The 19925-nt window shown below is 60.2% G+C and carries 18 protein-coding genes and 2 pseudogenes; 8 read left to right on the top strand and 12 right to left on the bottom strand.

Annotated features, from left to right (window positions below):
- Positions 1 to 37 precede the first annotated feature (37 nt).
- Positions 38 to 1236 (bottom strand): IS3 family transposase gene (locus ABY44_RS17755; protein WP_166488176.1). Its coding sequence is split into 2 segments (ribosomal slippage): positions 38 to 921 and positions 921 to 1236, totalling 1200 coding nucleotides; the frame shifts between segments, so codons are not numbered across the junction.
- A gap of 72 nt (positions 1237 to 1308) precedes the next feature.
- Positions 1309 to 1647 carry a hypothetical protein gene (locus ABY44_RS17750; protein WP_431641492.1) on the bottom strand — a complete coding sequence of 113 codons (339 nt, stop codon included), beginning with the start codon at positions 1645 to 1647 and terminating at the stop codon, positions 1309 to 1311.
- Positions 1648 to 2016: 369 nt separating this feature from the next.
- On the opposite strand from ABY44_RS17750, the gene ABY44_RS17745 reads away from it, so the two are divergent.
- The 5 genes from ABY44_RS17745 (at position 2017) to ABY44_RS17725 (ending at position 6362) form a co-directional block, all read left to right on the top strand.
- Positions 2017 to 2562 (top strand): aspartate carbamoyltransferase, encoded by a 546-nt coding sequence (locus tag ABY44_RS17745; RefSeq protein WP_222214728.1) that lies wholly within the window; start codon positions 2017 to 2019, stop codon positions 2560 to 2562.
- 18 nt (positions 2563 to 2580) lie between these two features.
- On the top strand, positions 2581 to 3060 hold the full coding sequence (locus ABY44_RS17740; RefSeq protein ID WP_124629040.1) for a GNAT family N-acetyltransferase: 480 nt from the start codon (positions 2581 to 2583) through the stop codon (positions 3058 to 3060).
- The gene (gene arsD / locus ABY44_RS17735; RefSeq protein ID WP_431641490.1) at positions 3057 to 3425 is read left to right on the top strand and encodes an arsenite efflux transporter metallochaperone ArsD; all 369 of its coding nucleotides are present in this window, start codon (positions 3057 to 3059) and stop codon (positions 3423 to 3425) included. Before ABY44_RS17740 ends, arsD begins: the two co-directional genes overlap by 4 nt.
- Before the next feature lie 9 nt (positions 3426 to 3434).
- Positions 3435 to 5198, top strand: coding sequence for an arsenical pump-driving ATPase (arsA, locus tag ABY44_RS17730; RefSeq protein ID WP_226192414.1), 1764 nt, complete (start codon positions 3435 to 3437; stop codon positions 5196 to 5198).
- Positions 5199 to 5279: 81 nt separating this feature from the next.
- Positions 5280 to 6362, top strand: a complete 1083-nt coding sequence (locus ABY44_RS17725; RefSeq protein ID WP_431641487.1) for an ArsO family NAD(P)H-dependent flavin-containing monooxygenase — start codon at positions 5280 to 5282, stop codon at positions 6360 to 6362.
- Between the two features lie 279 nt (positions 6363 to 6641).
- Here the strand turns inward: ABY44_RS17725 and ABY44_RS17720 are convergent, their stop codons facing one another.
- Positions 6642 to 7916, bottom strand: a complete 1275-nt coding sequence (locus tag ABY44_RS17720) for a tyrosine-type recombinase/integrase (RefSeq protein ID WP_431641486.1) — start codon at positions 7914 to 7916, stop codon at positions 6642 to 6644.
- A gap of 229 nt (positions 7917 to 8145) precedes the next feature.
- Between ABY44_RS17720 and ABY44_RS17715 the strand changes: the two are divergent.
- A pseudogene (locus ABY44_RS17715) lies at positions 8146 to 8688 on the top strand (integrase core domain-containing protein); the annotation flags it as partial.
- Positions 8689 to 8711: 23 nt separating this feature from the next.
- Positions 8712 to 8954: pseudogene (locus ABY44_RS17710) on the top strand (transposase); the annotation flags it as partial.
- Positions 8955 to 9399: 445 nt separating this feature from the next.
- Here ABY44_RS17710 and ABY44_RS17705 read toward each other — a convergent pair.
- From ABY44_RS17705 to ABY44_RS17675, 7 genes are all read right to left on the bottom strand, one after another.
- Positions 9400 to 9828 carry a hypothetical protein gene (locus ABY44_RS17705; RefSeq protein WP_431641484.1) on the bottom strand — a complete coding sequence of 143 codons (429 nt, stop codon included), beginning with the start codon at positions 9826 to 9828 and terminating at the stop codon, positions 9400 to 9402.
- 103 nt (positions 9829 to 9931) lie between these two features.
- Positions 9932 to 11086: a PDDEXK nuclease domain-containing protein gene (locus tag ABY44_RS17700; protein WP_431641483.1), complete on the bottom strand. Its 1155-nt coding sequence runs from the start codon at positions 11084 to 11086 to the stop codon at positions 9932 to 9934.
- Entirely contained in the window at positions 11083 to 11361 is a 279-nt protein-coding gene (locus ABY44_RS17695) for an HU family DNA-binding protein (RefSeq protein ID WP_431641482.1), read from the bottom strand. Before ABY44_RS17695 ends, ABY44_RS17700 begins: the two co-directional genes overlap by 4 nt.
- 1545 nt (positions 11362 to 12906) lie before the next feature.
- Positions 12907 to 14157, bottom strand: a complete 1251-nt coding sequence (locus ABY44_RS17690; protein WP_431641481.1) for a hypothetical protein — start codon at positions 14155 to 14157, stop codon at positions 12907 to 12909.
- Positions 14158 to 14169: 12 nt separating this feature from the next.
- Positions 14170 to 14559: a hypothetical protein gene (locus ABY44_RS17685; protein WP_431641480.1), complete on the bottom strand. Its 390-nt coding sequence runs from the start codon at positions 14557 to 14559 to the stop codon at positions 14170 to 14172.
- Positions 14559 to 14873, bottom strand: a complete 315-nt coding sequence (locus ABY44_RS17680; protein WP_431641479.1) for a helix-turn-helix domain-containing protein — start codon at positions 14871 to 14873, stop codon at positions 14559 to 14561. Before ABY44_RS17680 ends, ABY44_RS17685 begins: the two co-directional genes overlap by 1 nt.
- A gap of 661 nt (positions 14874 to 15534) precedes the next feature.
- A complete protein-coding gene (locus tag ABY44_RS17675; protein WP_431641477.1) occupies positions 15535 to 16863 on the bottom strand; it encodes a tyrosine-type recombinase/integrase in 1329 nt (442 codons plus the stop codon).
- A 126-nt stretch (positions 16864 to 16989) separates the two neighbouring features.
- Between ABY44_RS17675 and ABY44_RS17670 the strand changes: the two genes are divergently transcribed.
- Positions 16990 to 17577 (top strand): IMPACT family protein, encoded by a 588-nt coding sequence (locus tag ABY44_RS17670; RefSeq protein WP_431641476.1) that lies wholly within the window; start codon positions 16990 to 16992, stop codon positions 17575 to 17577.
- 66 nt (positions 17578 to 17643) lie between these two features.
- On the opposite strand, the gene ppk2 is transcribed toward ABY44_RS17670, so the two are convergent.
- Together ppk2 and ABY44_RS17660 are read right to left on the bottom strand one after the other, a co-directional pair.
- Positions 17644 to 18594, bottom strand: coding sequence for a polyphosphate kinase 2 (ppk2, locus tag ABY44_RS17665; RefSeq protein ID WP_027791391.1), 951 nt, complete (start codon positions 18592 to 18594; stop codon positions 17644 to 17646).
- 88 nt (positions 18595 to 18682) lie between these two features.
- A partial coding sequence (locus ABY44_RS17660; RefSeq protein ID WP_431641474.1) for an OmpW/AlkL family protein occupies positions 18683 to 19925 on the bottom strand: 1243 nt, incomplete at its 5' end.

The following is a 19925-nucleotide window of genomic DNA, read 5'->3' as shown; positions in this document are numbered from 1 at the left end:
TGGAGTTGCCCCTGTAACTCAGGACACGCGGACACCGTTAGGTTGATGACACCGCATTACGCCTGAACTCGCGAGGCGAGCGGTATTTCAAGGCTTTGTGCGGGTGGCGCTCATTGTAGTGTTCAAACGCGATAGCCAGACGCGAGAGCGCTGTTGGTGCGTCAGACTTGTCCATATAGGCGACGTAATTGTCCTTCATGGTCTTCACGAACGATTCCGCCATGCCATTGCTCTGCGGCGAACGGACCGGTGTGGTCAGCGGCTCAAGACCCAGTTCGCGAGCGAAGCTGCGCGTGCGGTGGTCGATGTAGGCCGAGCCGTTGTCCGTCAGCCATTCAATGGGCTGCGCGGCCTGCGTGGTGCCGAAGCGCTGTTCGACGGCGGCCAGCATCACGTCGCGCACCACATCACCGCTATGCCCGCCGGTCGTTGCTGCCCAGCTAATCGCCTCGCGGTCGCAGCAGTCCAGCGCAAACGTCACGCGCAGCGGCGTACCATCGTCGCACCGAAACTCGAAGCCATCGGAGCACCAGCGGGTGTTGCTGCGGTCCACCGCAACGCGACCGTCATGTCGCCGCTTATCTCGCCGCACGCCAGGGCGGCGCAGCAGCAACTGATGCTCCCGCATGACCCGATACACGCGCTTGACGTTGATGCACGGCGCACCGCTCTGCTCCCGACTGCGGCGCAGCAGCGCCCAGACACGGCGGTAGCCGTAGGTGGGAAGGTGCGCCACATGGGCCTGAATCTCCTCGACCAGCCCGGCATCGTTGGTCACGCGGGCACGGCGACCATCGCGCCAGTCGGACGAGCGAGCTCGCTTCACCGCCACGGCAGAGCGCGCCACGCCGAGAACTTCGCAGACCGTCTTCATCGGTCGTCCCCCGGCAGCAAGGGCGAGCGCGCAATCAGGTTTTTTGAACGGCCCCATTCCACGGCTTCTTTCAGGATTTCGACCTCCAGCGTCTTCTTCCCAAGTAGCCGTTGCAGTTCCTTGATTTCCTTGATGGCGGCGGCCAGCTCAGATGCCGGCACAACGGTTTCGCCTGCCTTCACCGCCGCCAGACTGCCTTCCTGGTATTGCTTGCGCCAGCCGAACACTTGGTTGGCGTTGACGCCGTGCCGACGTGCAACGGCCGACACCGACGCTCCCGGCTCCAATGTTTCCTGCACGATGGCGATTTTTTCTTGCGCCGTGCGCCGACGACGGCGCTCCGGCTCGGTCAGAATTTCGATGCTTTCCACGTAATGACTAGGCTTACTGATAGGCACAAGACTATCCCTTATTTTAAGAGAGTCCTCGTGTCCTCAGATACGTGGGGTCGCTCCAGAATCTATCTTTTGAGCCAGATCAAATGCGTCGTCCAGGCGTCGCGGCACCATCGCCAAAAAAACATACTCGGGGCATGTATGAACTGGTACAACACAATCGAAAAAGAACTTGATCATGTACGTAACGCAATTCAGATCCTCGAAAAAAAGCGGGGCCAATTCCCGCCCGGAACCGTAGTCGGCGATCCGAAGTACTGGAGCATGAGACTCCAGGACATCCGTGACAGAGCCGAGCGGAACAACCAGCGCATGCTCAAAGCCCGAGCGGACGACCTGCTTGCCGAGGTCGAAAAGCTCCAGTGTTAGGGCACCCATTCAACTGCACAACGGAGCTTGGCCTCGCACGAGCTCGGTCGCGTGCCTCCTCACTGCACGTTAAGGCACCATCATCGCCCGGCAACCTGAATCAAGGTGATGAAAGAGCCACCATCAGTGACAGGTCAGGGAGGTTGGCTTGAAAGACATCGATCGGGATACGGGGGCGTCGAGTGGACGGTGCGGCTCGTCTCCCTCGTGTCTGCGGTCGCAGTCGCTGCGATTGCCATGAATTCGCGTAGTCGTTATCGCGTCATGCCGGCATTCGCCCGGTGGAGCGAATAAGCGCGGGCACGCCGTATGATTTCACTCAACCGTCGAACAGGATGCTGGCGCCGGGCTCCGGCACGATTCCAGGTGGAATATTCCATGAAACGCCATTCGGCGACAGTCGTCGCTGCATCGATTCTGGTTCTGCTCGGCATGGCGGTTGTTTCGTCGTTCGCCCTTGGCGATACCACCACACGCCAGAAGGAGGTCGAGCAACATGGCGCGGACGTGATGCCGTTCTCGCTCGCGGCGACCACCCACATCTTCACGAAGACGGCCGACGGCGGCATCCAGCGGGTCGTCACGAAACGTCCCGACGCGCGGCAGGTCGCGTTGATCCGCAGACATCTCGCCGCGATCGCCCGTCGCTTCTCGGCGGGAGACTTCGGCGCGCCTGAGCAGATCCACGGCAACGACATGCCAGGCCTCGCTGAATTGCGTGCAGCCCGGCGCGGCGAGCTGACGATCGAATATCACGACGTGCGCCGCGGCGGCGAAATCGTGTATCGCAGCGAGCAGCCTCGTCTTGTCGCCGCGCTGCACGACTGGTTCGATGCCCAACTGTCCGACCACGGACACGACGCGATGGCGGGGCACAATCCGGACGCGATTCATCACCATCCGGCAGACGCTTCTACGCCGTGAACGCAGCGGAGAATTGAAATGAGTACGCCTGTTGAGTACATTCGCCGGGCAGCCGCCACGGACTTCGACCATATCCGCACCTTGCTGGCTACCTGCGGGCTACCGGCGAGCGATCTCACGGCACGGAGCCTCGACGGCTTCCACGTCGCCGCGTGCGGCGCCGGGATCGTCGGGGTGGCGGGACTGGAACAAGCCGGCGACGCGGCCCTGTTGCGTTCGGTCGCAGTTCACCCGCGACTGCGCGCATCCGGTCTGGGTACCCGTCTTATCGACGCTTCCGTTGCGCTAGCGCAAACGCGATCGCTGCGTGCGCTTTACCTTATTCCGAATGATGAAGCCGCCCGCACCTTCTTTGCGCGGCGCGGCTTCACGCAGATCGAGCGAACCCAAATTCCCGAGCTGATTCGCGGTCTGCCGGAATTCACGCACCTTTGCCCGCAGACGCATCCGTGCTTGTGGAAACCGCTGAATCCCGATTGTTCCGAGGCGCTGCCATGAAGAAACTCGAAGTGTTCGATCCCGCGATGTGTTGCTCGACGGGTGTTTGCGGTGTGGATGTGGACCCCGTGCTGGCACAATTCGCCGCGGACCTGAAATGGGTCGAAGCACACGGCGTCACCGTGTCCCGCTACAACCTGGGCCAGGAACCGCAGGCGTTCGCCGCCAACTCCGCGGTGGTCAAGGAAATGGAAGTCGGCATGGAACGACTGCCGATCCTCGTGATCGATGGCCACATCGTATCGACGGGCATGTATCCGTCACGCCAGCAGCTTGCGCAGAAACTCGGCATCGCGCTGACCACGGCGGAAAAACCGCACATCAAGGCCGGCAGTTGCCGCGCGCCGGGCTCAGGCTGTTGCTAGAGAGCGACCATGTCCCTGCCTGAAACGCAAACCCGATATCTCTTTTTCACCGGAAAAGGCGGCGTCGGCAAGACTTCGCTTTCCTGTGCCACCGGCCTCGCCATGGCACATGCCGGCAAGCGGGTGCTCATCGTCAGCACGGACCCGGCCTCCAATCTCGACGAGGTACTCGGCGTCGGCTTGAGTCAGTTGCCGACGCCGGTGCCCGCCGCGCCGGGCCTGTTCGCGTTGAATATCGACCCCGAAGCGGCCGCGCAGGCCTATCGGGACAGAATGGTCGGACCCTATCGCGGCGTCTTGCCCGCGGCGGCGATCCGCAATATGGAAGAGCAGTTTTCCGGCGCCTGCACGGTCGAGATTGCGGCCTTTGATGAATTCTCCAAACTGCTCGGCGACCCAGCCGCGACGGCCGATTTCGATCACGTAATTTTCGATACGGCGCCGACGGGGCACACGCTGCGCCTCTTGACCTTGCCTTCGGCGTGGAACGAGTTCATCTCGTCGTCGACGGGCGGTGCCTCCTGCCTCGGACCGTTAGCCGGACTGGAAAAGCAGAAGGCGCTGTACGCGGCGACCGTCGAACGCCTGTCGAGCGCAGCGCAAACGACCGTCGTCCTGGTGAGCCGGCCCGAAGTCGCCGCACTGCGCGAAGCGAATCGCACGCGGCACGAGCTGGCTGAACTCGGTATTCGCAACCTGGTGCTGGCGATCAACGGCCTCTTCGCCACAGACCGCACCGACGACGCGATTGCGACCGCCATGGCACAGCACGCGCAACAGGCGCTGGCCGACATGCCGCGCGAGTTGGCTGGCTTACCGCAGACGCGCATTCCGTTTCTGCCGCGCGGCACGGTCGGGCTGGACGCGCTGTGCGACATGGCGCATCCCGAGCGCGTGCGCATGCCGACCGAACGCCGGATGCCCGAAACCATCTTGCCGCCGGGCCTGGGCGGCCTCGTCGATGAGCTGTCGGCGGCGGGTCACGGCGTGATCATGACGATGGGCAAAGGCGGCGTGGGCAAGACCACGGTAGCGGCGGCAATCGCAGTTGCGCTGGCGGGCCGCGGACACGACGTGATCCTCTCGACCACCGACCCGGCCTCGCATGTGGCCGCGACCGTCGATGGCGTCGTGCCTCGGCTGAGCGTCACTCGCATCGACCCGGTGCGCGAAGTGCAGCAGTACACCGAAGAAGTGCTGGGCAAAGCGGCATCCCATCTCGATGCGGGCGGCCGGGCGATGCTCGAAGAAGATCTGCGCTCGCCCTGCACGGAGGAAATCGCCGTCTTCAGGGCTTTCGCGCGCACGGTCGATCAAGGCAAATCAGGCTTTGTGGTTCTGGACACCGCGCCGACCGGGCACACCATTCTGCTGCTGGACGCAGCAGAGGCCTATCACCGCGAAGTGATGCGCACCCAGGGCGACATGCCAGAGTCGGTCCGCCAGTTGCTGCCGCGCTTGCGCGACCCGAACTACAGCCGGATTCTCATCGTCACGTTGCCGGAAGCGACACCCGTTCACGAAGCGGAACGGCTGAGCGCCGACCTCGCGCGCGCGGGAATTACGCCGTACGCGTGGGTCATCAACCAGTCGTTGCTGGCGAGCGGTACGACCGACCCGATGCTGTGCCAGCGGGGCACTTACGAGGTGCCGTTCGTGCGCCGCGTGGCGGACGATCTGGCGCAGCGCACCGCGCTCATTCCGTGGCTCGCCGAGGCACCGGTCGGGCCAGCTGGCCTCGAGCACGTGATTACGTCGCGGGCGACCAAGTAGTGCAGTGCACCGCCCACCGCCTTTAAGCTCAATGGGACGCGTGACCGCCCGAATTCGAATCAGGAGATGGGACGAAAGCGCATGCCTGCAGACCTTGATGTTGTCGTCATCGGCGGTGGCCAAGCCGGGCTTGCCACGGCCTACTTCCTGCGTCGTGCGGGGCTCGACTATCTCGTGCTGGATAACCAGAGCGCCCCAGGAGGCGCCTGGCGACATACCTGGGACTCGCTACATCTGTTTTCGCCGGCGCAATGGAGTTCGCTACCAGGCTGGCAGACGCCCGTATCGCGCGACACGTACCCGTCGCGCAACGAGGTCATCGACTATTTGGCGCGATATGAGGAGCGTTATCACATACCTGTCCGGCGCACAGTTCATGTCGAATCCGTTTCACGGGTTCAGGGTGGCTTGCTGGTCGGTACCGATCACGGGGAATGGCTGGCCAGGGCGGTCGTGAGTGCAACCGGTACCTGGAGCGCACCGTATGTGCCCAACTACCCTGGACGCGAGATCTTTCGTGGTCGTCAGATGCATTCGGCGCAGTATCGCAATCCGGACGACCTGCGTGGACGATCCGTGCTGGTAGTGGGTGGCGGCAACTCGGGCGCACAGATCCTGGCGGAGGTATCAACGGTCTGCAATGCTACGTGGGTGACGCTGCAGGAACCTGATTTTCTTCCAGACGACGTGGATGGCCGGGTCTTGTTCGAACGCGCGACCGCCAAATGGCAGGCTCTACGCGATGGGCACACGATCACGGCACCAGTAGGTGGTTTGGGCGACATCGTCATGGTGCCTCCTGTACGGGAGGCGCGTGTGCGAGGTGTGCTGCATGCAATACGTCCGTTCAGCCGATTCGACACGGATGGCGTTGTCTGGAGCGATGGCGGGCATTCCAGCATCGATGTCGTGATCTGGTGCACCGGGTTCCGCCCTGCACTCAAACATCTTGACCCGCTACAGATCCGTGACGTCGAGGGCTTGCCGAGGACGGATGGGACGCACGCCAGAGACGAGAAACGCTTGTGGCTGGTCGGCTATGGCGAGTGGTGCGGGGCCGCCTCGGCTACGCTCATCGGTGTAATGCGTTGCGCGCGGGAAGCGGCGTATGGCATAGCCCAATATCTGCGTCCCATACAACCGAGCAACGGGTCGGCACCGTAGCCGATGAGGGCATCACAAATCAAGCATCGTCCCTTTTACCTGCCACGCCACGTCGCGGTCATGTGGCAGGCGCATGGGGAATCGAGGCCGAGCAGCAGTTTCCGAGGTGCCTCGCGCAGGGCACGATGAAGACAAATTTAAAAAAATGGGGCCGTTCCTTTACTTTGAGCGGACACTCGCATCGTCATCTGGTGTTGCTGGCGAATGACCGGTCATGGCCGAACAGAGTCAGACGATCTGACGCTGTCCGTTTGGTCTAACCTCGCCTTACACAACAGATTACTTAGTCGGATATCGCAGCGCGAGTTCATCAAGGAACTGCGACAGGCGCGTGAGCCACTCTCGACGTTCCCGATCGTAGTGGTGCCGGTTATACACGCCGGCTACACCCGGTTGAACATGACCAAGTACCGCCTCCGCGACATCATGCGGGCACCCAAGTGCGGCAAGCATAGTTCGGGCGGTCCTCCGCAAATCGTGAGGCGACCAGTGCGTGACGGGTAGCCGCGGCCGATTATGATTCGGCGCCTGCTTACAGTACGGCTGATGATAGTAAATGCCGTGCGAAATAACGGTCTGCTTCATCATCTCGCCGGTCGACGTCGGGAACAGAAAGCCGTTCACAGCCTGGTCCTTGCGTCGACGGACAACGGCCTCAGCTCGACCAACGAGCGGCACCCGCAAATCCCCTGCTTTCGCGCGCCACGAGTTCTTGGTTTTTTCCTTCAGCACGGTCCACCAGAGGCCGTCCGCCTCGTCGGCGATTTCGTGCGACTCCATAGAAATGATTTCGCCGCCGCGGGCGCCCGTCCACAGATACAACGTGATTGCGTCGGAAACCGTTAGGCTCATATTCGGCAGCCAACGGAGCAGCGTGCCAATCTCATCCTCGCTCAATACCCGCTTTTTTGTGCCCATGGCGACGCCGTCGATCGTACGCCCCTTGCTGCGAAGCTTGCCGCGCAGGATCATTCGCCACCAGTTCGGCGTGCCGTCAGGCAGCCTCCCAGCATCCATCGCATAGTCCCATGCTCCGCCTAACTCCATGCGGAGGCGAGCGGTGAGCGCCGGCGTGGCACGATAGGAATTCAAGAATTCGAACGCCTGCGCACGAGTTATCGACGCAGCCGGAACGCTCTCGATCGGGCCGAGCATCGCCTTGAACATCCGCCTAACCTCGATCACGCCCTTATCCTTCCGGGTCGGCTCCAGATAGCCGCCCATGTAGTCGAAACACACCTGCTTGACGGTGTATGCGTCGACGGCGCGCGAATTGGCAACCGCAGCGCGCTTCTCGCGCTTTGCAGCAGCAGGATCGGCCCCGGCATCGCGCTCCGCTCGCCTTTGCTCCCATTCGGAAATCGCTGCGGGAAACCCCATGGCCGGCCACTCGCCGAGCTTCACCTGACGCATCCGGTCGTCAATGGGGGATTTATATCGGTAGATCCAGGAGCGACGGCTCTCGCTGGCCTGAAAGCGGAGTCCCGGGAATCCGTCAAAGGTCATGTGCTGCCCGGCAGGCAGCTTGCTCGCGTTTCGTGCGTCGAATCTCATCAGCGGTCGGCGTAGGTTTTTGTTGTGAGCCGGGACCGCAGCGTAGCTTTTCGGTCTGGCATAGGAAAATGTTACGCCAGAGTGCCAAGTTTTCGCCTATTTCGTCAAGTGCAGGCAAGACACCTGACAAACGCAACTTTCGGCTCAAACCCTTTACCATAAAGGCTTCGAGGTGCGAAAGCCAGATGGAGCAAGGGGCTCCGCAGAGCCCCTTGTTTCCGTTACTCGTTTTCCTCGAAGAAATGCCCGAAATACGCTGCTTTTCCTTGATCGCGTCATCGAGGAGATGCCGTTTCCGATTCAACGTATCCAGACCGACCGCGGCGGTGAGTTCTTCGCTGAATCCGTGCAGCGGCGCCTGATGAACGAGTGCATTAAATTCCGGCCAATTCCACCACGCTCGCCGCACCTCAATGGCAAAGTTGAACGTTCGCAGCTTACTGACCTGAACGAGTTCTGGTTCCACCATGCCCTTACAGAGGGGGCAATCGACTTGCGAATCGAAGAGTGGCAGTTCGACTACAACTGGCGTCGGCCACACGGCTCACTCGGCGCAAAGACTCCGGTTGACCGCATTGCGGAGCTGGGTGAAATCACACCTCTCGCGGAAGCGGTGGAAAGTGCGTACGACGAGCGGAAAGAGCGCATTCGGCACCGCGAATGGCGGGTCGACAAAATCCTCGGCGAACATCATCGGCGCGCGTCGGAACCCATGTTCCCTACGGGCGCCACGGGTTCCGACGCGCCAAAGAAACGGCCTTCAAAAAAGTGAAATGATGTCTGCGAATCGCACAGCTTGAGGCAATGCAGTCAAGACTGGATCGCCAGCTTGACGCCATGACGATACGGCGCCGGACAGTCGAACACGTGTTCGGCACACTCAAACACTGGATGGGCTCAACGCACTTCCAGACTCGCGGTTTGGGCCATGTTGCGGCCGAAATGAGTTTGCATGTACTGGCCTACAACCTCAAGCGGGTCATCAGGATACTCGGATTCGCAAAGACGATGCGAGCGATGAAGCTGGCAGGCGCGTGAACTCGCGAGCCGACGCTGTATACCCGCAAAGCACGATCACTTCATCTGCCTGCACCTCGGTCGAAAATAACTGCTCGCCCAACTGGGCGTCACCGGTCGGCCGTTCTGCGCGTTTTTACACGACCTCGGCCGGCAGCCGCCGGTCGTGGTCCTCAACAGCTCGTCCAGCGACAAACTTCGAGCGGTGCCGTGCGGCCCGCTGGTAACTTCGAGCTTCAGTCCGCCAGATCCCGCCATGGAACAGAACCACTTCGACAAAGAGCCTCGCGGTGCCTTTTGACGATACAACTACACACGCCGTGACTCGCTTCCTAGAGTTTCTACGTAGAAACTGTCGACTACGAGGTCCACACACGGATCACCCATTGGCTGCGCCAACTCGCAGATTTGTCCGTGCACATCAACCGCCGGCGTATTCGCCGCGACAGGCAGAAAACGTTCAGCATCAGTCCGATTCGATCGGCAAGTTAAAGGAAGGCATGCCAACATGCTGCACCTGCTCCAGCGCTTCAAGATAGCGATGGACCGGCACCGCAGCAAGTTGCTTATCATGAACACGAAGCAACGCTTCGAGTGCAGTCCGTTCCGCGTCTGTAAAAGTCCACTTGCCACCCCGCTCTGCCCGCTCAATGCATTGGTTGAGTGCGAAGTCCGCGGAGCGATACAGTTCCGCTTCGCCGTCGGAACGCAAATAGAACGCGAGCGCAAGCATATTGGACAGCGTGGCGATCGACTCAATATCACCACTGCCGCCGCAAAGCAGTGCAAGTGCGAGGTGGTGTTTGAGAGAAAGACGACGGACCTGGTCAACCGGAAGAGGTAGTAGTTGCGCCTTCGTCAGTGGCCGTCGGCGCACGGTTGAGTGTTTTCGCATAGCTTGATTGCCGTGCCAGCAACATCAAATTTAACCGGGCGACCGCTTCATCGTATTCGCCGATCCGCGCGTGTTTAAGCACCTCGGAACCTCGGACGGGAAGTCACGCCTTGCGACCCCGGCGCTCCAGTTCGATCCTGGTACGTTCCAATTCTCGCGCGAACGTGGCCTCATCCGGGAGGACCGTCTGATACTCCGCTGCGAGTATCTTGTTCGGTAAGTTGTCGAGTGCATAATGCGCCTCGGCCGCGCCTTTTTCAGCACAAAGAATCAAGCCAACCGGGGGGTTTTCGCCGGGCTTCATCCAATGTTCACGCGCGTAGTTGAGGTAGAGATGCATCTGCCCCGCGTCCGCATAGCTGAAGCGCCCGACCTTCAAATCGATAATGAGCAGGCATCGCAAGCGCCGGTGAAAAAACACGAGATCGACTCGAAACCAGGTGTCATCGATCCGTAGACGCCGCTGCCGACCTATGAACGCAAAGTCATCGCCGAGCTCGAGGAGGAAATCCGCCAAGTGCTGGATCAAGGCCGCTTCGAGATCCGACTCCGAATATTCGTCCTTCATGTCAAGAAATTCGAGGACAAACGGATCGCGGATCGCTTCCTCAGGCGAGAGAAGATCGCCGGGTTGCACTACAGCCGCCTTTCCGAGCAATGACGCCTTGTTGCGTGACAGCACCAGCCGCTCATAGAGCTGACTGCTGATCTGACGGTCAAGCTGCCGCACAGACCAGCCCTCACGCAGCGCTTCAGCCTCGTAAAAGTCGCGAGCAGCTTGCGCTTTCACCGCGAGGAGACGAACGTAGGCGGACCAGGGCAACGGAAAAGCCTGAGCGATAGAATTTGGCTCAAACGCCACGCCCGGCGGCGCCTTCACCGCCGCCTTGGTTGATTTTGCAGACGCTGTCGGGACAATCCGAGCGGGCGTGGATTGTGCAGACAATGTCTGCACAATCCGATCCGCAGGCCACGTCAAGTAAAAGGCGCGCATCTGTGCGAGATTGCGCCATCCGAAGCCGCGACCGAATCGCTCTGACAGATCGGCGCCCAAACGGCGGATCACCGCCTCGCCATAAGCGGCCCGTTCCTCCCCGCCCTGCTCGAACTCAACGATTCGTCGCCCGATCTCCCAATAGGTCGCCGTCATTAGGGCGTTCACCGTGCGAGCCGTCGCCTCGCGCGCCGACGCGACTACATCGGCAATTTCACGGTGCAGTCCCGCATAAGCGGCCTGCCCGACGTCACGCTGCGTCACAGTGCGTTCACCACGTCCTTGAACGCCTTGCCGGCGGTGAACTTCACAGTATTCGCGGCCGGGATGGCAATCTCCGCGCCCGTCGTCGGATTACGTCCGGTGCGGGCAGCGCGCTGCCCCTGCGAAAACGCGCCGAAACCGATCAGCTGTACCGATTCGCCGCGAGTCACCGCGTCCGTGATCGCGTCCAGGACCGCCTGGACGGTTTTGCTCGCGTCGGTTTTGCTGACGCCCGCGCCCGCTGCGACCGCGTCAATGAGTTCCTGCTTGTTCATGAACAGCCTCGGCAACAAAGTCAAAGCTGCACCCTACCTCATCCCGCTGCACACACGCAAATCGCTGGCCTCCGCCCCACCACTGCCTGCGGCGGGCAGCCCACCAATGAACTCCGGCTTACACCTGTCGCAGCCACGCTTGCCCAGAGCAATCGCGAACGTTTTCCGCCCGGCCAGCGCTCACACAACCAGCGGGGCGGTGCGGGCGTCATCACTCGCGCTGATTACGTGGTCCGGCTTCCGGTGTCACACAACCTGACTGTTTCTCCAGCCGAATCTGCCCGGCCGACCTGCGCGGACTACGGCATCGGTTCGTGCCGCGTCTCCTGCCTCCCCTCTGCCCGCCACCGGCAGCCGGGCGCCTCGACTCAACTTTACTCGTGTGAGCCCCACGAGCCTGGGGCGTCCGCTCGATGTCCAGAAATGAAGGGTAACATAGCCCTTACTATGTTACCGTCTCCGTTTATCGACAACCTCCCAGCCAGAGTACCTTGCTGACGTGATCCTAAAATATTCACCTCGGATCGGGGAGATTCGGTATCTCAAACTGCTCTGATGGCGAAGATCGCCATGATGCGCATACTGAAGGATGGCATTCGATTTCCCTGTTGGACATAGGGTGGATAGACTGCTTATTTTTAAAAATCAGTCTCGTGGTCGACTCGACCACTTCGAGTTGGTGACTACGCTGCGTGTCCTTAGCGCCCACAAGGCGCGTCGGACACTTCGCTATTTCAAAGTTAGATCTCGCCCCACTCCGGGGACTCGATAAGTTGACGCTCCACGAGGAGTCCTCGTTCCGCTTATTAAAGTTAGTCGGTGACCTTTATGGGTCACCGATAAAAGGGGAGCGCTTCGCGCCCGTGCACTCACGTGCACATAGGGCGCTTCGCTTATTAGATCGCTTCGTTTCACTCGCTCACTAAGTTTGACCTTTTTCTCCATCTCCGTAGGTTCTTCCTCCTTTTCCCAAAGGAAAAAAGAGGAAGAAACGTGATGCTGAAGCATCACTCCTATAGGATATACAGTTAAGGCGATATATTTTTATACCCAATCTATTCTTTGATAAACAAACTACTCCGATGCAAACTATCGGGCGTAGCCGCCCTATCGTTCGAATCGGAGTAGTTTGTTGAGCGCCATGTAACTCTCCCGCTGGGGAGAGTGCCACCAAATTTGGATCATGCGCGCCGCCAGTCGCACCATGCACTTAACTTAAGCACCCCCAAGCCAGCCAACGAGTCCCGACCGAGATCCTCTAGTTGTCGGGAAGGTGCCGCAAGCCCCGGGTTGGCACAGTCAGTTGTTAGTCTTCGGGCACGCTCGATTTGTAAAATGCTCGTCAATCTTCGAGGACTCGTTATCTCAATCACTACCCCACAAGTGAACACATAGGCATCGAGGCCCTACGAATTATGCGTCAGCATAATTCGTAGGGCACTCCGGTCACCAGCCCACGTTAAATTGCAGCTGGTGGCCACCGCGACGGGCATAAAAAACGAACCCCTCGCGATGATCCAACTTCGACTTCAACGAGTGTATGACTTACGCGTCTCCGCCGTCGCTCCCGTCACGATCGATGCCTGTTGCTCCCTCCGGCGCCTTGCGGCGGCGATCTATACGTGTGTAGGCTGGAACCCACGTGCCCCATGAGCGTACACCCTCAGTCTCTTTTAGTTGAATAAAACTATCTCTCTGAGCTAGATATCCCAACTCATCGTCCAGCGATTTCATCCTGTTTACATCGTCAACAGCGACGAGCCCTGTTACAGGGGAAGACGCGTCGTTCACCCCTGGTACCCGAACATATGCGGTATCAACGCCAACCACATCTTTCCAAACACTGACGACGAGAGTCGACCACTCTCTCGAGTCCTTTACCATCGAAGCATCGAGCAGGAATATCCAGCGATGGTGATGCCCTTTATGCCGCCCCCATGCCAAGGACCAAATACCACCTACTGCGACGGCTGCGAATTTCCCGTCGGCTCGGAGCCGGTTGACGAATCTTCCGTGATCTCTCTTGGCTTGGCCAAGTGAGACGGGGATCTCAAGTGCTGGATTTTCAGGCGGTCGGTAAGTACACTCGAGCAGCATTACGTTCAGTTCTGGGCACTGTTGGAAACATTCATTTTTAAACTTCTGCATCCGTTTAGTCGCCCGCACTCCGTCATCTTTACGCGACGACACAATTTTTCCAATCAATCGGGCCTTAGCCTCGCGCCGGATTAATCTGAATAACTCGTTTACGAGTTCTCCACTAAACAACCTCACATCAGTGTTAAAAAATGTTGGTTGTTTACTTAAACAATCACCAAGAGTCGGCACTCTGCCTACGAGATTGGTGATCACATGGCAAAAAAGTTCGGCATACGGTGGCAACCTAAACCGATCGAGATCCAACTCGGGATCGAATACCGCGCGAACAAGAGGCAGAAGCAAGCCGTAGTAACGTCCCAACGCATGCTCCTGGACCCGAATGACCTTGCCATCCTCCTCACGTCGCTCAAAATCGTACGCGTTTCCTTCGTTGCTTACGACAAGCCACGTAAGCCAGTCCATCAGACTTACGAAGCGCGCCAACGCCCCGAATGCCTCAGAAAGAATCCGCAAACTGCCGCCCTCGTGTTCCACGACGGCACTCATCATGTCGTCGTCGATACGATTGAGAATTCTACGGCGCACAGTGCTGTACGTCAGCACGGCTTGGCGCAGCTGATTGTCGTCGTCCGAATACACGTAGTAGGCACCTGCCGCAATCCACGGGGTTTCGCGTCGATACTGATAGATAGTCATGGCAGGCTCCTGTTAACTCTGCAGCGTAGTGGATTGAGTAGCGTCACACAGAGCCTGGTATCGGCGACGGAGGTGACTCGCAGTCTTTTGGGCACAATTGAAGTGCTCCCGGATACCATCGACCGTCGGACGAACCTTGCCATTGGCAACATCGTCAACAAGCTGCAATAGTCGTCTATCGACCTCCTCGACGACTTGCGCGCCAACATCGGGAGTCACTATGTCAGTATCAGACGGTTGCTCGCGACTAGTCATTCCGAGCAACAAGAACAGCGTCAGTTCATCCGCCGTACGGAAGTTGTGTCGAAGCTCGTCAAATACCCGCACGAAGCGCGTACCTGCAATTTGCGGCAGACCCGTTCCGACATCCGCATTCACGCTAGGGAGAAGGTATCCGTTCATCACAGAGCCTCCCCGCGCAGAAATTTTGCCACGGCGTCAGCACTCCATATGAGCCGCCGGTTTGGAAGCTTGATAGGCTTTAAACCGAAATATGAGCCCGTTTGCGACCAGCGCTTTCGCACCGTCTGCGGCTCAATTCCAAAGACGCGAGCGACCTGCTCTGTCGTCAGGCGCGGCTCAAAATGTGGAGATGCAAAATCGCTTGCAACCAGCGCGTGGTTCAGCGTGCTCTGAGCCCGAACATCAAAATCCCCTTGCTCGATACACGTCAAGTTTTTACTTACACCCTTGCACCGCTTATGAATCGAAGTCATTTGTGACCCCTCAAAACGATCACTGGTCACAGCAGCAATCTACGTTGAGTAAGGTCCGAAAAATCCCTGCAGCCTGCGTGTCGGACAATGTCACGCAGATGCCTGTTGAAGACGCAAAGCCCCAGTGACCGCAACGGGCAAAGAAGCGGGCCAACGGCAACAACTAGTCGACAACAATGGGATATAGGGGCGTGCAGTGGCACTCTCGATCGAGCGTCCGCCCGACAAGAGGCATCCGAGGCGCAAAAAATTTCATGCGCATTCGGACAATGCTGACCATCAGCGGCCAGCTTCACTACAGCTAAGCGGGTAGGGTGTATAGGCTGCAAGCAGCCGCAACCCAAATGGGTGTATTGGTGAAGCGCTTGGGTGTCTTGATACTTAAGCCGCAACCTGTGACAGAGCGGCAGACAGGATTCTACATCGATTTATTGGGGCATGGGGCTTCGAGCATCGTTGATCAATGCTCGCCGCCAAGAACACCAGGCTATATCATGCGCAAACGTGCCACGATCGTCAGAATCGCCGCACGCCAACGGCGCCCCTACTCGGTTCGGTCCGAACAGTTAGCGATATAGAAAGTGCCATAAATCGCGCAGCAGATGCCGATCAACCGCGCAACCCGATACAGAGCATCAGGCACCCCACCGGCAGTCGTGGCTTAGCCCTTCTCCGGCGACTCGAACGCGATCCCCGCTTGCTCTAACATCCAAGCTTCGATCTTGTCGTGCCACATACGAAGAAGATCCAGCGGACGTCGGCGATAGTGCTTCTCAGCGATGGCAGACGGCTTATGCCCCTGGATTTGAGCGACCACACCAACTGGGACATCGATCCATTCGGATAACGTACCAAATGATCGACGAAGTCCATGCAAAGTTACATGTGGCAACCCTGCATCACGTAACGCTAGCCGGTGCGCTAACCCTGGATCAGATACATAACCGGTTGCGGATCTCTGGCTGCGGAATACCCATGGCGACGAACCCGCTTCACTGCTCAAGCATTTGGCATCGCTCTCGTTTGCCAATTCTCTCAGCTCCCCCAGAAGCTCTGCCAGATAAGATGTAAGTGGTATGGTTCGCCCATCAACCTTCTCCACCTTGTCCGCGATCTTCAGACTTCTCCACTGAAAGTCGACGTCCTCCCAACGAAGGGCGGCCAGCTCCTCCCGACGAGCGCCAGTGATTAACAGTCCCTGAAAATAGACTGATAGAACACGGTTCGGAATTGACTGCACTGCCGCAAACCATCCCGACAGTTGCTCACGCTGTAAAACATCGCCATGCTTAGCATTTGACTTGGGAACAAGTTTCCGCACTGTACGCCCCCTATACGCATCCGAAGATACAAGACCAGCGTACTCGGGCTCATCCGCAGCCCACCGAATAAAAGCGCGCAGCATTCGATAGCCGAGACTTGCTACTGTCGGACGAACTTGGGTCTCAGCTTCGAGCCACACAGAAACGCGTCGCGCCGTCAGCTCGACCATGGGCACGGCCCGCAAAGATGCCAATACCCCTGGCTTCGTGTCACCTTTGCCGCGCAACTTGACCCTGCCCCCGACTGCCGAATGGCGAACGTGGTCCCGGTAAGTCCGCTCGCTCCATTGCGCCTTTCTGGCGCCGACGTATTGATCCCAAACCTCGCCCATCGTGACAACTTGCTGCCGCTTCTTGCGCTCCTGTGCCTCGTAGGCAACTCGCTGCTCCGCCCTCAACACGCGCGGATCCTTACCCTCATTGACAAGCGTCTTCATCCTCGCAGCTTCCGAACGCGCAGCCGCGAGATCCCATGTTCGCGGATCGCCAATCGTCAAACGAACCGTTTTCCCAAAAAGCCGGGATTCGAACACATATGCCCGTGCACCAGTTGACGTCACTCTCAATCCCAGCCCAGGCGCTTTCGCGTCCCAGTAGATCGTCTGCTTCTTGTTTTGGTCGCAACGAAATGCATCGACGCGCGCCACGGTAAAATTCTCTCGCTTCATTTAGCCCCGTCCATGTAGGCACCATGTAGGCAAATTATGCCCATTTAGGTCAACATCAATCAACACGGATTCAAGCAGGCGACTGCAAAAACCATTGATTTACTTAAAGTTTTACTCACCCGGACCATGATATACACGCTCGCGACCACACACATCCGGGAACTCGAGATCCGCAAGAGCCGCTTCATCGGGTTCGCGATCCCCGTCGACGATCGCGACGCCGCGATGCACGCGCTGCAGCGCCTGCGCGACGAGCATCCTGCGGCCACCCACGTATGCTGGGCGTTGCTGGCGGGTGGGCAGTCGGGCATGTCGGACGACGGCGAGCCGTCGGGCACCGCGGGCCGGCCGATCCTCGAAGTGCTGCGCCATCACGATCTCGACGGCGTGCTCGGCGCGGTCGTGCGCTACTACGGCGGCGTGAAGCTCGGCGCGGGCGGGCTGGTGCGGGCCTATACGGATGCGATCGCATCGGCGCTGCTCGACGCCGAGCGCGTCGAACGTGTCCGCTACACGCGGCTCGCGATCGAGATCGGCTACCCGGACGAGGCACGCGTGCGCCGCTGGATCGAACAGGCCGGATACGCGCTCGTGGACAGCGCGTACGGGATGACGGTGAAGCTCTCGATCAAGCTGCCGGAAAACGCCGAAGCCGCGGCAAGAACCGAGTTGTTCGACCTGACGCAAGGGCGCTCGGGATTTCCGGCGACGTGACGCGCGGGGAACGCGTCCGCGCTCCCCGCGTGGCCGGACGAATCCCGTCGCCGGTCAGTCGGTCATTCAGTAGGTATCGGGGACGATCATGTGGTCCGGCACCGGCCGGCGGATGTAGTCCTCGTGATGCTCGCGCGGCGGCAGGTCGATCGGTGCGTGCGGCACCTCGTGATACGGCACCTGCTGCAGCAGATGGTGAATGCAGTTCAGCCGCGCGCGCTTCTTGTCGACCGCCTGCACGACCCACCACGGCGCTTCCGGAATGTGCGTGCGAAGCAGCATCTCTTCCTTCGCGGCCGTGTAGGCTTCCCAGCGTCGGCGGCTCTCGAGATCCATCGGGCTCAGCTTCCATTGCTTGAGCGGATCCTCGATCCGGCTCTGGAATCGCACTTCCTGCTCGTGGTCGGTGATCGAGAACCAGTACTTGACGATCTGGATCCCGCTGCGCACGAGCATCTTCTCGAACTCGGGCACCGAACGGAAAAACTCCTCGTATTCGTCGTCGGTACAGAAGTTCATCACGCGCTCGACACCCGCGCGGTTGTACCAGCTGCGGTCGAACAGCACGATTTCCCCGCCGGCCGGCAGATGCGCGACATAGCGCTGGAAATACCACTGCGTGCGTTCGCGGTTGTTCGGCGCCGGCAGCGCCGCCACGCGGCATACGCGCGGGTTCAGCCGCTGCGTGATGCGCTTGATCGCGCCGCCCTTGCCGGCCGCGTCGCGCCCCTCGAAAATGACGACGAGCCGGTGCCCCGTGCTCACGACCCAGTCCTGCAGCTTCACGAGTTCGCCCTGCAGGCGGAACAGCTCGCGGAAATACTGCTTGCGCGCTTCGCGCCGCTCCTGCGAAAACAGCAGGTCGTCGCTGTCGTCGAAGCGGCGATCGTCGAGCTCCATCTCGAGTTCTTCGTCGTAGGCGTCGACCAGGTCTTCCTCGAAGCGGCGCTGACGCGCTTCCATCGATTCGAGATCGGTGCGGTTGTCGGTCTCGGTGCGGTTATCGTTGTCGCCCATGGGGCCTCCTTCCATCGTTGACGCAGCCAAACGCCGACATTATCCCAGCGTCGCGCGTCAAATTCATGAAAAAGGGCCGGCGCAGCGGTCAGAAGCGGAACGCGAGCAGCACGCTCGCCAGCACGGGGTTCGCGGCAATATCGAACGTGTTCGACGCGAGTTGCCGGTTCGGCTGGTCGATATCCAGCGTAATCTTCGTACGTAACGGGATATAGGTCACCATGCCGGTGATCCAGAACTGGCGCGTGATCTGGTAGCTCGCACCGACCGTGAACACCGGCTCCCACACGCTCTTCACCTTCGCCGACACGTTGGTCTTGCCCGACAGCAGCAGGTCGCCACCGGCATCCCAGATCCGCTGGAACAGCGACGGGTCGAGCAGCAGCGACTGCAGGCTGCCGATGTCCGCGCCCGCCGCGAGCAGCCCGCCGAGCGACGCGAGCTTGCGCTGGAACACGGGATTCAGGTTCGTGTTCGTGAAGCGCGTATAGCTGACGCCGATGCCCGCGAACGGGCGGAAACGGTCGTCGCGCTCGCCGAGGTAATACTTGAACACGACGGACCCGAGCCACGCGCGCGTGGTCGCGAGCGGGTTGCTTTGCGTGTTCGCGAGATCGATCAGCGGAAAGCGCCCCTGGACGCCTGAAAAGATCCGGTCGAGCGGCAGCGCGATGCTGCCGTGCCCGCGCAGCGTCAGCACCGGCGGAATGCCCGCGCCGAGTTCGGCCGCCCAGTTCTCCGAGAAAAAATGCGTCAGCGTGAACGCCAGCGTGTTCGTGTTGCCGAGCGACAGCTGCGACCCCTGGTTCTGGAAGCTGTTCAGCCCGAGTGCGTCCGTGTGCGTCGTCACGGGCGTCGATCGGCCGGTCGTGCCGACGAAGTGCCAGCCGAGGCCGACCATGTTGCGGTCGTCGCCCATCAGCTGCGTCAGCAACGGCGGCGCCTGGGCGGCCGGCAGATCGGGCAGCCGCGACGGATCGACCGGATGCAGTTCGTACGGCATCCGGTCGGCATGGACGACGCCCGGCGCCGGCATGTCGCCCGCCGCCGCGTCGCGCGGCACGGCCGGATCGCAGCCGCCAACGGCGCCACCGGCGCCGCCGTCGTCGAAGCCGATGCCGTCCGTGCCGTCGTCGGGCGCTGCCGCGCATGCGCGCCCCGCCCCGCCGGTTCGCTGGCCGAGCGTGATCTTGCGCGCCGTCAACGGGACGGCGTCGGGTTGCGGCCCGTCGGCCTCTTCTCCGTTCCTGCCGTGCCTGCCGCGCCCGTCGCGCGACGGCACCGCGTCGGTCGCCCATGCGCTCGCATCGAACCCGTCCGCGTCGCCGCCC

Origin of the sequence: Burkholderia sp. ZZQ-2 (assembly GCF_050768715.1) — a bacterium.
In the GTDB taxonomy this organism is placed as follows: domain Bacteria; phylum Pseudomonadota; class Gammaproteobacteria; order Burkholderiales; family Burkholderiaceae; genus Burkholderia; species Burkholderia cepacia.
The sequence above is the reverse complement of the archived record's forward strand: the minus strand, read 5'-3'. Positions and strand labels throughout refer to the sequence as shown.